The sequence below is a fragment of the Rugosimonospora africana genome, from assembly GCF_016862975.1.
Lineage (GTDB): Bacteria > Actinomycetota > Actinomycetes > Mycobacteriales > Micromonosporaceae > Rugosimonospora > Rugosimonospora africana.
In genome coordinates this window covers 1-13,581 of sequence record NZ_BONZ01000061.1, presented here as the reverse complement: position 1 = coordinate 13,581, position 13,581 = coordinate 1, and the positions used below count along the sequence as shown (strand labels likewise).

15 protein-coding genes are annotated in these 13,581 nt (G+C 72.1%); 12 read left to right on the top strand and 3 right to left on the bottom strand.

Annotation, left to right across the window (positions count from 1 at the left end):
• The first annotated feature begins 10 nt into the window (after positions 1–10).
• The gene (locus tag Raf01_RS30120; protein ID WP_275413080.1) at positions 11–394 is read left to right on the top strand and encodes a histone-like nucleoid-structuring protein Lsr2; all 384 of its coding nucleotides are present in this window, start codon (positions 11–13) and stop codon (positions 392–394) included.
• Positions 395–568: 174 nt separating this feature from the next.
• Here Raf01_RS30120 and Raf01_RS30115 read toward each other — a convergent pair whose 3' ends face one another.
• Positions 569–1,567, bottom strand: coding sequence for a threonine/serine dehydratase (locus Raf01_RS30115; RefSeq protein WP_308442671.1), 999 nt, complete (start codon positions 1,565–1,567; stop codon positions 569–571).
• 132 nt (positions 1,568–1,699) lie between these two features.
• The gene (locus Raf01_RS30110) at positions 1,700–5,008 is read right to left on the bottom strand and encodes a glucodextranase DOMON-like domain-containing protein (protein ID WP_203921435.1); all 3,309 of its coding nucleotides are present in this window, start codon (positions 5,006–5,008) and stop codon (positions 1,700–1,702) included.
• A gap of 164 nt (positions 5,009–5,172) precedes the next feature.
• Between Raf01_RS30110 and Raf01_RS30105 the strand changes: the two genes are divergently transcribed.
• A complete protein-coding gene (locus tag Raf01_RS30105) occupies positions 5,173–5,727 on the top strand; it encodes a DsbA family protein (protein ID WP_203921434.1) in 555 nt (184 codons plus the stop codon).
• Between the two features lie 102 nt (positions 5,728–5,829).
• Here the strand turns inward: Raf01_RS30105 and Raf01_RS30100 are convergent, their stop codons facing one another.
• On the bottom strand, positions 5,830–6,696 hold the full coding sequence (locus tag Raf01_RS30100; protein WP_203921433.1) for an LLM class F420-dependent oxidoreductase: 867 nt from the start codon (positions 6,694–6,696) through the stop codon (positions 5,830–5,832).
• Positions 6,697–6,938: 242 nt separating this feature from the next.
• Here Raf01_RS30100 and clsA point away from each other — a divergent pair, with 242 nt between their 5' ends.
• The 10 genes from clsA to Raf01_RS50960 all read left to right on the top strand — a co-directional run.
• Positions 6,939–7,532: a cardiolipin synthase ClsA gene (gene clsA / locus Raf01_RS30095; protein ID WP_203921523.1), complete on the top strand. Its 594-nt coding sequence runs from the start codon at positions 6,939–6,941 to the stop codon at positions 7,530–7,532.
• Positions 7,529–8,545, top strand: a complete 1,017-nt coding sequence (locus Raf01_RS30090; protein ID WP_239134044.1) for a DUF881 domain-containing protein — start codon at positions 7,529–7,531, stop codon at positions 8,543–8,545. The genes clsA and Raf01_RS30090 overlap by 4 nt, the downstream gene beginning before the upstream one ends.
• Complete coding sequence (locus Raf01_RS30085) at positions 8,545–8,877, top strand: small basic family protein (RefSeq protein WP_203921521.1); 333 nt, start codon at positions 8,545–8,547, stop codon at positions 8,875–8,877. The genes Raf01_RS30090 and Raf01_RS30085 overlap by 1 nt, the downstream gene beginning before the upstream one ends.
• Positions 8,878–8,887: 10 nt before the next feature.
• Positions 8,888–9,937 (top strand): DUF881 domain-containing protein, encoded by a 1,050-nt coding sequence (locus Raf01_RS30080; RefSeq protein ID WP_203921432.1) that lies wholly within the window; start codon positions 8,888–8,890, stop codon positions 9,935–9,937.
• Positions 9,938–9,956: 19 nt separating this feature from the next.
• Positions 9,957–10,334: a glycine cleavage system protein GcvH gene (gene gcvH / locus Raf01_RS30075; RefSeq protein ID WP_203921431.1), complete on the top strand. Its 378-nt coding sequence runs from the start codon at positions 9,957–9,959 to the stop codon at positions 10,332–10,334.
• A 192-nt stretch (positions 10,335–10,526) separates the two neighbouring features.
• Positions 10,527–10,970: an oxoglutarate dehydrogenase inhibitor Odhl gene (odhI, locus tag Raf01_RS30070; protein WP_203921430.1), complete on the top strand. Its 444-nt coding sequence runs from the start codon at positions 10,527–10,529 to the stop codon at positions 10,968–10,970.
• 56 nt (positions 10,971–11,026) lie between these two features.
• A complete protein-coding gene (ftsR, locus tag Raf01_RS49860) occupies positions 11,027–11,851 on the top strand; it encodes a transcriptional regulator FtsR (RefSeq protein WP_373319611.1) in 825 nt (274 codons plus the stop codon).
• Positions 11,852–12,029: 178 nt separating this feature from the next.
• The gene (locus Raf01_RS30060) at positions 12,030–12,494 is read left to right on the top strand and encodes a bifunctional nuclease family protein (RefSeq protein WP_203921429.1); all 465 of its coding nucleotides are present in this window, start codon (positions 12,030–12,032) and stop codon (positions 12,492–12,494) included.
• A 119-nt stretch (positions 12,495–12,613) separates the two neighbouring features.
• Positions 12,614–13,189, top strand: a complete 576-nt coding sequence (locus Raf01_RS30055) for a MerR family transcriptional regulator (RefSeq protein WP_373319610.1) — start codon at positions 12,614–12,616, stop codon at positions 13,187–13,189.
• Positions 13,190–13,454: 265 nt separating this feature from the next.
• Positions 13,455–13,581 (top strand): helix-turn-helix domain-containing protein (locus tag Raf01_RS50960; protein ID WP_373319616.1); only part of this gene is annotated, 127 nt, incomplete at its 3' end.

Sequence of the window (13,581 nt, the reverse complement as noted above, 5' to 3'; positions counted from 1 at the left end):
TATGCGATGATTGAATGAGCAGTTCCCGCGACTACCGGAGGCAGAAGTGGCCCGCAAAGTTCACGTTGACCTGCTGGACGACATCGATGGCGCGCAGGCCGATGAAACCCTGAAGTTCGCTCTGGACGGCACCAGCTACGAAATTGACCTCTCTGCCCGGCACGCCGATAAGCTGCGTAAGTCCCTGGAGAAGTACGTGCAGTCCGCGCGGCGTGTGGGTCGCGGTCATGTGGCGAGCACCGCGCGCGCCCGCACCGCCGTTCCGGCGCGCTCGGACCGCGTGCAGAACCAGGCGATCCGCGATTGGGCGAAGCGCAAGGGAATGGCGCTGTCCGAGCGGGGACGCATTCCGCGGGCGATCGCCGAACAGTACGAGGCAGAGGCGGGCCGTTAGGCCCGCGATCGATCGCGGTTGGCGCACCGATCGCCGCCGAGTCATTCGGAACGATCCTACGAATCACCGGAATGAATGCGCGCGCACGCCCGCGCCCACGGTCCGCGCTGAGCGTCCGCGCTCACCGTCCGCGTCTACCGCCTACGGCCTGCCGTTTGGCCGGCGGCGGACCGGTCAATGCGCGAGGTCGGCGGGGTTGGTGTTCGCTCCGCAGATCAGGATTCCGACCCGCTCGCCGGGCTCCGGCCGGTACGCGCCGGTGACCAGTGCGGCCAGTGCCGTGGCGGTGCCGTGCTCCATCACGATCCGGCATTGTTCCCACAAGAGCCGGCGGGCCTCGACCACCTCCTGATCGGAGACCAGCACGCTGCGCACCCCGGTGTCGACCGCGACCCGGTAGGCGATGTCGCCGAGGCGGCGGGCACCCAGCGCGTCGGCCGCGATGCCGGACACCTCGACGTCCACCGGCTGCCCGGCGGCCAGCGCGGCGTGCAGCGTCGGGATCGTCTCCGGCTCCGCACCGACGACCCGTGCCCGGCAGTGCAGCGCGGCCGCGACACCGGCCAGCAGGCCCCCGCCGCCCACCGCGAGGATCACCGTGTCCAGCCCGTCGACCTGGTCGAGCATCTCCAGTGCCAGGGTGCCCTGACCGGCGCAGATCTCCGGCTGGTCGTACGCGTGGCAGAACAGCGCCCCGGTCTGCGCCGCCCGTTCGAGGGCCGCCGCGTTGGCCTCGGCGTACTCGGCCCCGACCTGGCGCACCTCGGCGCCCAGTGCCTTGAGCTTCCTGACCTTGACCTCGGGGGCGGTCAGCGGCACGTACACCTCGGCCGGTACGCCGAGGATCCCGGCCGCGTACGCGACGGCGAGCCCGGCGTTGCCACCCGATGCCGCCACCACCCCGTCGCCCAGGTTGCCGGCCTCGGCCGCGGACAGCAGCCGGTTCATCGCGCCGCGGGCCTTGAACGATCCGGTGTGCTGCAGGTACTCCAGCTTCAGCCAGGTCGGGTCGGCGACGCCGTCGAACGCCCCGCCCTCGACGGACAGCACCGGGGTGCGGCGCACCCGGCCGGCGATCCGCCGCGCGGCGGCCTCCACGTCCGCGACACCGATCATGATCCAGACCCTCCCGTACGGCTCGCCACCGGCCGGGCGTCGGGCCGGGCCGGTCATGAACGCTACCCGGCCAGCCGGGCGCCTCCCTCCGGCGGTCGCGCCGCTGCCAGGGATTTCGGCGGTCAGGGGCTCGGCGGTCAGGCTCGGCAGTCAGGGGCGGCGGTCAGGGCGGCGGTCAGGGGCGGGCGGTCAGGGCACGGGCACACCGTGCAGGGTCGGCGTCCCCGCGGTCGGGTCCAGCTCGCCGGCCTGGTCGGTGCCGGCCGGCGTGACGGTGTCGGTCACCTTCGGCGCGGAGGCCGGGTCGATGCCGCACACCGGAGAGGTACCGCCTGGAGCGCACAGCCCGAACAGGTACGGCTGCGGGGTGGCCGAGAAACCGCGCGCCTGGTCGGCGCTGAATCCGTCCTGCCCGTGCAGCGCGACGGTGAACACCCAGCCGGCGGCCGGGTGGCCCAGGGCCGCCTCGGGTACGGCGATCAGGATCGAGCGGGTGGCCTGGTTGGCCGAGACGGCGACGGTACCGAGGCTGTGCCCGGCCGCGTCCACGAACACCGGGTCGGCGAAGCCCTGTACCTCGATGCGGCTGGACCAGGCCGAGTCCGTGGCGATCCGGTAGTTGCGCGACGGGTACGGCGCGCCGGTCGCGAACGCCGGGGCGGACGGGTCGCGCACGTAGACGTCGAGCAGCTGGGCGCCCAGCGGCGAGCCGAACGTCGGGGTCAGGTCGCGCAGCTGGGCGCGCAGGTAGACGGTGGCACCGGCGTCGATCACCTGGAACTGCTGCAGGTCGAACGCGCCGTCGTGGAAGTCAGCGGCGGTCGGGTACGTGTAGCTGCCCGGCCCGTGGTCGTCGCCGGACGGATCGTCGGCGGACAGCACGGCGGTGCCCGGCAGCGCCGTGGACACCACGCTGATCCGGGCGTACCCGGTGGCTCCGCCGTTGGCCCCGCCCAGCGACGCCGCCACGGTCAGCACGTTGGTGCCGAAGCCCACCGGTACCGTCGCGGAGAAGTCGCCGTGCCGGCCAGCGGTGGCCGACACGACCGTGGTCGCGGTACCGACGTCGGTCGGCGACGCGGCGACGGACACCTGCGCGCCCGGGGTGGTGCGCCCGGTCACGGTGACCGTGCCGGCGCCGGTGGAGGTGCCGTCCCCGGGCGCGGTGACGGTCAGCGGCAGGGCGGCCGGCGGCCGGTGCGCCACGTACCGGTCGCGGACCACGCTCGGCTGTTCCACGGGCCGGCCGCCCGACGACCCGGATCCGTCGCCCGGCCGGTCCGCGGTTGACGACAGCGACAGGATCAGCCGCAGCTCCTGCGCCTGGGCCCAGGTCAGCGGGGACGCCGAACCGGCGGCGTGCCCGGTGGCGAAGCCGATCGACGCGGTCGCCGGATCGCTGCCGTACGGGGAGGCGGGCAGGTTGGGGTCCTCCCACACCTGCTCCGGCACCAGGCCGACCCCGGACGAGCCGGCGATCATCCGGTTCAGCTCCGCCCGGGCACCGGCCCGGTCGCCCACCTGCAGCCGCTGCTCGGCGCGCTCCCCGGACAGCACCGGCCACAGGTGCCCGGACCCGGCGTTGGCGGTCGGCCACGGCTGGCCGTCGACCGGGCAGCTCGTCGGGTCCGGGGTGAAGCAGTCGCCGTACCCGTCCTCGCTGCCGGTGCTCGCCGTGCCGTACCGGTACACGCCCTGCGGCCGGCCGATGACCTGGTCGACAACGGGCAGCGAGCGCAGCACGTCGGGATCGTCGGCGGGCAGGATGCCCAGCCGGGTCAGCTCCAGGAAACCGGCGTCCACGACCGCCCGCTGGTCGGCGGACACGCTGCCGTTGCCCAGGTTGTACTCGACCGCGGCGTCCGGGTCGCCGGTCTTGGACAGCCGGATGAAGTAGCGGCCGTCGCCGTACGGGCCGGTCGTGGTCACCGTCCAGTCCTTGATCGAACGGGTGAACGCGTCGGCGGTCGACCGGTACACCCGGGCGGCGGCCGGGTCGTGGTGCGCGTCGGCGATGGCGCCGGCCGCGACGAGCCCGGCGATCTCCGCGGCGATCGTCGAGGGGGAGTAGCCGCTCTGTTCCTCCCAGCGTTCGCTGCCGAACGACGGCCCGTGCGCGACCACGAAATCGGCGGCCCGGCGGATGCCCGGCCACAGCGTCGCGTCGCCGGCGAGCCCCGCCTGCCAGGCCATCAGGATCGGGTACGAGGACTCGTCGAGTTGGTCGCCGCCGGTGTCCGGAGCGGTGCGGCCGTTGAGCAGCGAGTTGCGCGGGAAGCGGCCGTCGGCCAGTTGCTGACGACCGAACAGGAAGCGCACCGTGTCCCGGGCCGTGGCCAGGTCGCCGTCGGCCAGCAGGCCGGTGAACGCCTCGTACAGGTCGCGGGAGAACACCTCGCGGTAGGAGCCGAAGTACACCGGCGCGCCGTTCGGGGTGTCCCCGGCGCTGACCGCCTGGCCCCAGGGGCTGGCCAGCGACGCCACGACGGCACCCGGGTAGGTCTTGTCCTCGCTGGCCTTCAGGACGTTGGCCGACAGCCAGTACGCGTCGCTCGCCTCGCCGGACGGGCGGCGCAGGGCGGCGTCGTAGGCGCGCCAGCCGGCCCGGTACTTCGCGTACGTGGCGGTGAACGGCCGGCGCAGCGCCGCTCCGGCGGTACCGATCGCGGCGCCGGTGTCGCGGCCGAATCCCAGCGCCAGCGTCGCGTACCCGGACCGGACGTCCAGCTGCGCGGTGTCCACCACGTTGCCGTGCAGCGCCTGGGTGTCGTGCGCGGTCAGCCGGTGGTCCGCGTCCAACTGCGCCAGCCCGTCGCTGCCGGTACCGGCGAAGCCGCTGGTCGCGGCAGGGAACGGGCGGTCGGCGCGCAGGGCCAGGGCGGTGGGTACCGCGTAGTCCCGGTTGGTCGCGTTGGTCACCGTGTTCGGGTCGCTGGCCAGCAGCGCGGTGGTGGCCGGGTCGACCCCGGCGTCGTCGGCGCCGCCGTTGGTCGCACCACCGCCGCCGTTGCCGTTCACGCTCGGGTCGAGCCGGACGTACAGCTTGAGCGCGCCGGATCCGTGGAGGGGCACCAGGCGTACCCGGATGACCACGGCGTCCCGGTCGGGGTCGGTGACGTAGTCGGTGACCAGCCGGTACCTCCCGCTGTGAGCGGTGCTGGTGACCTCGCACGCCATCCCGGTGGCGTCCAGCGACCGCACGGTGTAGTCGGTGTCGCGGGACTGCAGGTCGGTGAACGTGGCGCCGTCGGTGACCAGAAACTGCATGGTCTGCACGTTGGTGTTGTCGATGGTCGGGCTGTAGACGTCGGACAGCACGCCGCCGGCGACCGTGTACCAGACCTTCGAGGTGCGTCCGGCCGCGGTACCCAGGCAATCCTTGCGAGCCAGGTCGAAGCGGGACAGCTCACCGGGGCCGGCGGGTGTCGCCGCGGCCGCGGGGGCCACCACGAGCACTGAGCCGGCGAGGACGATGCTGGCGATCAGGGCGCGCCTCATGGTCGGCATTCGAGCACGTTGTTCGATGCCTGGCAACCGGACGAACATTCGGACTCACTCCGGCGAGGTGATGCCCGCTCACCCCGGCGGCGCGGACGATTCACCCGAGACCGACCGCTCCGTCATGCCCGCAGCGCCCCGGCCGCGGGAGAGGGGACTGCCCGATGACCACCACGCCGCTGCAGGTGAGCCCGCACCTGATCACCCCGGTGCAGGACTACGACCACGTGCGCGGGCCGGCCCAGGCCCCGGTCACCCTGGTCGAGTACGGCGACTACCAGTGCCCGTTCTGCGCGGCGGCCCATCCGATCATCAACGCGCTGCTGGACCAGCGCCCGGACACGGTGCGGTTCGCGTTCCGGCACTTCCCGCTGACGAACGTCCACCCGTACTCCGAGGTGGCGGCGGAGACCGCGGAGGCGGCTGGGGTACGGGACCGGTTCTGGCAGATGCACACCTGGCTGTACGAGCATCAGGAGCAGTTCCAGCCGGCGTTCGTGACCACCGCCGTGGACCAGATCGGCCTGCCCGGCGTCACGGTGGCCCGGGAGGTCAACGAGCACCTGTACCTGGACCGGATCCAGCGCGACTTCGCCAGCGGCGTGCGCAGCGGGGTCAATGGCACGCCGACGTTCTTCATCAACGGGGAGCGCCACGACGGCGGGTACGCGCTGGACGAGCTGATCGAGGTGGTGGACGCCGCGGCCAGCAGGGCCTGACGGCCAGCCGTTCGGACGCTCAGCCCTTCGGACGCTCAGCCCTTCGGCGGGCTCAGCTCTTCGCCGGGCGCAGCCCCTCGGACGCTCAGCCCTTCGGCGCGCTCAGCCGAGTACGCCGGTGCCGGCGACCGCGGCCAGCGCGGCGATGTGCTCGTCCACGCCGGTCAGCCCGGCCTTCATGGTGTTCACCGACAGGTGCGTGGCGCCGGCCTCCCGCCAGGCGGTCACCGCCTGTGCGATCCCGTCGGCGCCACCGGAGCCGAGCGGCACCCGACCCTCCATGCCCAGCCCGGCCGGGTCGCGCCCGGCCTCGGTCGCGGCCCGCGCGATGACACGCTTCGCCTCGTCCAGTTCCGGTCCGGGCTGCATCTGCGGGAACCAGCCGTCGGCGAGCCGTCCGGCCCGCCGGTACGCGGCCGGTGACTGGGCGCCGAACCATACCGGGATCGGGCGCTGCACCGGCGGCGGCGCGATGCCGGCCGCGGTGACGGTGTCGTACCCGCCGGAGAACGTGACGCTGCGCTCGGTCCACAGCCGGCGCATCAGCTCGACCTGTTCGGACAGGCGCCGGCCACGCTGGGAGAAGTCCTGGCCCAGAGCCTCGTACTCGACCCGGTTCCAGCCGATGCCCACGCCCAGCCGGAACCGGCCCTCGGTGAGCAGGTCGACCTCGGCCGCCTGCTTCGCGACCAGCGCGGTCTGCCGCTGCGGCAGGATGATGATCCCGGTGACCAGTTCCAGGGACGTGATCGCGGCCAGGTACCCATACAGCACCATCGGCTCGTGGAACGTGGAGTCCAGGTCGTACGCGCCGGACCAGCCCGGGTATGCCGCCGGGTCCGCGCCGACCACGTGGTCGTACGCCAACACGTGCCGGTAGCCGAGATCCTCGGCCGCCGACACGTAGGCGCGGATCGCTCCGGGATCGGAACCGATCTCGGTCTGCGGGAAGACGACACCGATGCGCATCCGCTCACCCTATCGACTTCGACCGGTCCCGCCCGACGCGTCTGGCGCCGCGCCCCAGACCGGTCGCCGGTACCGCCGTTCGCGTGGTCGAATCGGTACGGAGCGTGACATGACGCCCGCGGTACCCGCAACGTCCCTGGCCGAACCGGCCCTGACCGGAACGGCCCACGGGGTCGGATATATAGTGGCCGGCACCGGAAAGCGTCATCGCGAGTAGGCCGGGGGGAGGGCGTGCTCTGGTGATGGCCTCGGAAGCGACCTGGCGGGTGTGGACCGTTCCCAACCTGATCAGCTTCGCGCGGCTGCTCGGCGTGCCGCTGTTCCTGTATCTCTTCCTGGTCGGGCACCACGAAATCACCGCGGTGGTGATCCTCGCGGTCGGCGGCAGCAGCGACTGGGTGGACGGTTACCTGGCCCGGCGCCTGCACCAGGTCAGCCGGCTCGGAGAGCTGCTCGACCCGCTCGCCGACCGGCTCTACATCCTGGCCACGCTGCTCGCGCTGACCGCCCGCAGCGTGATCCCCTGGTGGTTCACCGCCGCGCTGCTGCTGCGCGAACTGGTGCTGCTGGCCTGCCTGCTCGTTTTGCGGCGTTACGGGTACGAGCCACTGCCGGTGCACTATCTCGGCAAGACCGCGACGTTCATCCTGCTCTTCGCGTTCCCGGTGTTGCTGCTGGCCGACGCGAGCGCCGGCGCGGCGCACGTCGCGTGGCCGGTCGGCTGGGCCCTGGCCTGGTGGGGACTGGTGCTGTATTACGCGGCCGGCGCGCTGTACGTCATCCAGGCCACCGGCCTGGTCCGGGACGCGCGGGCGCGCCGGACGGCGGTCGTGTGAGCGTGCTGGGCGGCGGCGCACCGGCAGGCAGGGACCGGGCACCCGGCGGCGACGCCGAGCGCTCCGGTGACGCGTCCCGCTCTGGTGACGCCTCCCGTTCCGGTGACGCCGAGCGCTCCGGTGGCGCCGAACGCCGGTTCGCCCCGGATCTCATCACCGAGATGTTCCGCAATCCGCTGGACCCCGGCTACGCCGAGGCCGCCCGCCGCCGCGCCGAACGCGGTGAACCGACGCCGCGCCAGCGGCTGGGCGGCCGGCTGGCCCGTACCGTCGTGCTGGTGCTGGCCGGCGTGCTGCTCGCCATCGCGTACCACCAGACCGTGGCGGCGACCCCGGAGAGCAGCAAGACCCAGACGAACCTGGTCGACGACGTGCGCAGGCGCCAGGCCGAGACCGACACGATGCAGCGGCAGGCGGACCAGTTGCGCGACGAGGTCAGCCGGCTGCGCGACGCGGTGCTGTCCGGCAGCGACACGGACGCGCTGCGCGCGCTGGAGGCCCGGACCGGCGTGGTCAAGGTGCACGGCGGCGGCGCGGTGATCCGGCTGACCGACGCCGCGACCCAGGTGGATCCGGTGACCGGCAAGGCCACCAAGAACCTGGGCAAGGTGCAGGACCGCGACCTCCAAGCGGTGTGCAACGAGCTGTGGCACGACGGCGCGGAGGCGATCGCGGTCAACGGGGAACGGCTGACCGCCACCTCCACGATCCGCCTCGCGGGCGAGACCATCCTGGTCGACTTCCGGCCGATCACCTCGCCGTACCAGGTGGTCGCGATCGGACCCGGTGACCTGAACAAGCGGTTCAGCAACTCGTCGACCGGTGAGCTGTTCCGGGAGCTGGTGACCGATTACCACATGCAGGTGTCGGTGAAGTCGCAGGGCGATCTGACCATCGCGGCGGCGGCCGATCCCCAGTTGCACTACGCCACGGTGCTGCCCAGCGCCACTCCGTCAACCCCGGAGTCCCGCTCCTCCGGGACACCGAAGACGTCACCCTCGGGAGGACGATGATGTTCGCGGTGCTCGCCCTGGTCGCCGGGGTGGCGCTCGGCGTGGTCTTCGAGCCGTCGGTACCCCTGGCGCTCCAGCCGTACCTGCCGATCGCCGTGGTGGCCGCGTTGGACGCCGTGTTCGGGGGCATCCGCGCGAAGCTGGACGGCATCTTCGACGACAAGCAGTTCGTTATCTCGTTCGTGTCCAATGTGCTCGTCGCGGCCCTGATCGTGTATTTGGGCGACCAGTTGGGCGTCGGGAGCCAGCTGTCCACCGGCGTGGTCGTCGTGCTGGGCGTGCGCATCTTCGGCAACGTGGCCGGCATCCGCCGGCACCTGTTCCGGGCCTAAGGTTGCCGGGATGACTGAGGACGACGATCGTACGGGCGGAGGCGGCCCGGAGCCGGTGGAGCAGGACACGGGCGGGTCGGCGGTGTCCGGATCCGTACCGTCCGCGGCCGCGGTGTCCGGTTCGCCGCTCCCCGAGCCCCGCAGCCCGGCCGGCGCCTCAGCCGGCGCCCCGGCGGCTCCGGCCCGATCGGAGCCGACCGTGCCGGAGCCCGCCGTGCCGGAGCCTCCTGGGCGGGAGTCCGGGCCGCCGGAGCCCGCTGTGCCCGAGCCCACCGTGCCGGAACCCGCTGCGCGGGAGTCCGGGCCGCCGGAACCCGCTCCGGCGGAGTCCGCCGCTGACGGGTCCTCCTCGGCTCCGCGCCGCCGCCGGGTCTCCGCGGCCGGCGCCGTCATCGGGCTGCTGCTCGGGTTGCTCGGCTTCGCCCTGGTGGTCCAGTTGCGCAGCAACGCCGGCGACGAGCAGCTGTCCACCGAACGGCCCGAGGACCTGGTCCGCATCCTGTCCGACCTGGACGCCCGCAAGGACCGGCTGAGCCAGGAAATCAGCCAGGAGCAGACCCTCCAGCAGCAGCTGCAGGCAGGCAGCCAGAGCCGGCAGGCGGCGCTCGCGGAAGCGAGCCAGCGGGCCGACGCGCTGGGCATCCTGGCCGGCACCCTGCCCGCCGAGGGGCCGGGGCTGCGAGTCCAGTTCAGCGCCGACACCAAGCCGGTCCGCGCCTCCGACGTGCTCGACGCGGTGGAGGAGCTGCGTGGCGCCGGAGCCGAGGCGATGCAGATCGCCGGCCGGCAGGGCGCCCCGGTGCGGATCATCGCGTCCACCTCGTTCGTGGACGGCGCGAACGGCAGCCTGACGGTCGACGGCCGGACGCTCAGCGGCCCGTACACGATCACCGTGATCGGCGATCCGCAGACGATGCAGATCGCCCTGAACATCCCCAGCGGGGTGGTCGACAACGTGCACAACAACGGCGGTACCGTGTCCGTCGTTACGCCGGGCACCGTACAGGTGACCGCGCTGCATGAGAACAATCCGCCCCGGTACGCCAAACCGGCCAGCTGAGACGCAAAGGACGGCCACGTTGATTCCCGACGGTCTGCGGTACACCGCCGAGCACGAGTGGGTGGCGCCCGGCGCGCCGACGGTGAAGGTGGGCATCACCCACTTCGCCCAGGACTCGCTCGGCGACATCGTCTACGTCCAGCTGCCGGAGCCGGGCACGACGGTGCTGGTCGGCCAGTCGCTGGGTGAGGTCGAGTCGACCAAGAGCGTGTCGGAGATCTACGCGCCGGTCGGCGGCACCGTGGTGGCCAGCAACGGCCGGCTCGGCGAGGAGCCGGAGCTGGTCAACACCGACCCGTACGGCGCGGGCTGGCTCGTGGAGATCGAGCCGGACGCCTCAACGAATCTCGATGAGCTGTTGGACGCGAACGGCTACCGGCAACTAACTGAGCAGTAACCCCGGACGGCCAGCGCCGTTGATCTGGTGGGCAGTTCTCCGCGCGTCCGGTTGACCCCCCATTTCGACCATGGCTAGGCTCGCCCAGTCGACCGTGAACCCTGCGGTCGCGCGTCAGGACAACGTCGAGCGGCAGCGACGCCGCGCACCGGCGCCTCCGACGCCGGCCGATGACCCGTGAGGTGACTTGCGATGACGCGCCCAGACGACGAGTTCCCCCCGCTCGACGTCACGTCGACGCTGAACCTTGGCGCCCTAGACGACGTGCTCGAGGGACCGGACGCCGATGTCGCACCAGGACGGATGTCCGGGTCGCTGCCTCCGGGCATGGCCCTGCTCGTGGTGCGGCGCGGCCCCAACGCCGGTGCCCGCTTCCTACTCGACCATGATGTGACCACCAGTGGCCGGCACCCGGACAGTGACATCTTCCTCGACGATGTCACCGTCTCCCGCCGCCACGCCGAATTCCACCGGGAGGGTGGCACATTCACCGTCCGCGACGTGGGCAGCCTCAACGGCACCTACGTCAACCGCGAGCGGGTCGAGGCGGCCACCCTGTCCAACGGCGACGAGGTGCAGATCGGCAAGTTCCGGCTGGTCTTCATCGCCGGTCCGCGACCGGACGAGGGCCCCTGATCGAGGGCGACATGACGGGTTCGCCAGCAGCCGCCGGTGCGCGACCACCGGCTCTGATGAGCATCGGCGAGGTGCTGGAGCGGCTGCGCACCGAATTTCCCGACGTGACCATCTCGAAGCTGCGGTTCCTCGAGGCCGAAGGGCTGGTGGAGCCGCAGCGCAGTGCCGCCGGGTACCGCAAGTACGCACTCGCGGACCTGGCCCGGCTGCGCTTCGTGCTGGCCGCCCAGCGGGATCACTACCTGCCGCTGCGGGTGATCCGGGAGCAGTTGGCCGCGCTGGACCACGGTGAGCCCACCGCGGCGCTCGCTCGGGGGCTGTTCGGCGTGTCGGACAAGGACCCGGCCCGGTCCGAGGCGGCCGGCCGTTCCCTGCCCGGGCAGCCGGCGTCCGGGTCGGCCGGGTCGCCCGTGTCGGGGTCGATGGTGTCCGGGTCGACGGTGTCCGGGCTCGCCGGCCGCCGGCCGCCGCTCATGGCCGTGGAGGAGCCGGCGGAGCGCCCGGAACCGGCCGAGGTCCGGCTGTCCCGGGAGGAGTTGCTGGCCAGGTCCGGGCTTTCCGAGCCGGTACTCGCGGATCTGGAGCAGCACGGCCTGGTCCGGGCCCGGGCCGGCCGGTACGACACCGACGCGCTGTCGGTGGCCCGGGTCGCCGCGCAACTGGCCGAGTACGGGCTGGAACCCCGGCACCTGCGGGCCTACCGGGCCGCCGCCGACCGCGAGGTGGGCTTGTTCACACAGCTGGTGGCGCCGTTGGCCCGACAGACCACCCCGGCTGCCCGGGCCCGCGCCGCGGAGGCTGTCCGGGAACTCACGGCGCTCTCTCAGCAGCTGCACGCCGCCCTGGTCAGGGCCGGGCTGCGGGACACCCTCGGGCAGTAGTTCGCGATCATGCACTACGCTGGGAGCGTGCGGCGCACCGTGGTTGCCCGAGTGCGTGGGATCCGTCCTCGCATCCGCGCGTGTACCGTGCAGAGAAGGGGAAGAGAGTGATAAGGCGTCGCCGCGGAAAAGTGGCGGCGTGGCCAGGCGACCTGAACGACATGTCACGGAGGCGGCGGTGCGTGAGCTGAGCGTGGTCGGGGTTCGGGTCGAGTTGCCCAGTAACCAGCCGATCGTTCTGCTCAAAGAGGTCGACGGCGACCGTTACCTGCCCATCTGGATCGGTGCTGTCGAAGCGACCGCGATCGCGTACGAGCAGCAGGGGGTCAAGCCTCCCCGGCCGCTCACCCACGACCTGATGCGCGACATCCTCGCCGCGCTCAAGGCCCCACTCAACGCGGTCGAGATCGTGGACATGAAGGAGAACATCTTCTTCGCGGATCTGCTCATCGGCGACGGAGTGCGGGTTTCCGCCCGGCCGAGCGACTCGATCGCGCTGGCCCTACGCGTCGGCGCGCCGATCCGTTGCACAGACCAGGTCCTCGCGGAGAACGGCATCGTTATCCCCGATGAGCAGGAGGACGAGGTCGAGAAGTTCAGGGAGTTCCTGGACCAGGTCAGCCCGGAGGATTTCGCCGGGTAGCCCGCGCGCGCGGATGATCCGGCGTGTCGCGGTGAGAGCTGCGGGGTAGGCCGGCCGATCCGGTATAGCGTGTTCCTCACCGCCAGTCGGTCTGGCTAGTGAGCGGGAGGGCAGTGGCAGTGGATGAGCCGCAGGACCCGCACGGAACCAATGTCGAGGATGGCGATGTCGGCTACCGCGGTGTGACCGCGTGTCACGCGGTCGCGATCAGCTACCGGCAACTGGACTACTGGGCACGAACCGGGCTGGTCGTCCCCAGCATCCGGGACGCTTCGGGCTCGGGCACCCAGCGGCTGTACTCGTTCCGCGACATGGTCGTGCTGAAGGTCGTCAAGCGCCTGCTCGACGCGGGAGTGTCCCTCCAGAACATTCGCAAGGCGATCGAGGCGCTGCGGTCCCGGGGGACCGAGGACCTCGCGCAGATCACCCTGATCTCCGACGGCACCACGGTCTACGAGTGCCGATCCCCGGAGGAGGTCGTCGACCTGCTCCAGGGCGGCCAGGGCGTGTTCGGCATCGCGATCGGCGGGGCGTTCAAGGAGATCCAGGGTTCGCTGGCCCAGCTGCCCGCTGAGCGGGCCGGAGGCATCGTGGCAGACGAGCCCGCGCCGGCCGAGCAGGCCGGTGAGGCGGAGGACAGCGTGATCGCCGACGAGCTGGCGGCCCGCCGGGCGGCCCGCCGCCGGGCCGGCTGACCGGCCGCCCGTACCGGCTTCCGCTGCTTCTCCCGTTCCGCCTTCTCCCGGTTCGCTGTCTCCCAGTTCGCCTTCTCCCCGGTTGCCCTGTGCTCGTCCGCTCTGCGCCTGTTTGCTCTGCCCTTCGCGCTCTGCCCTTCGCGCTGCGCCTTGGCTCGGCGCGTCCGGCATCGGCGCGACGGCCCGGACCAGTCGCCTACGGCGTGTCTCGAAGTCGGGTCCGTCTGCTCTGAGCCCTCTGGCTGGTTGGTGGGGGTTGTCGGGGGTGTGTGGCAGGGTGTCGGCCGTGGGGCGGCATACGGGTTTCCGGTTCACGTTGGATCCTTCGCCTGAGCAGGTGGGGATGTTGTGGCGGCATGCCGGTGCGGCCCGGTTTGCGTACAACCAGTGTC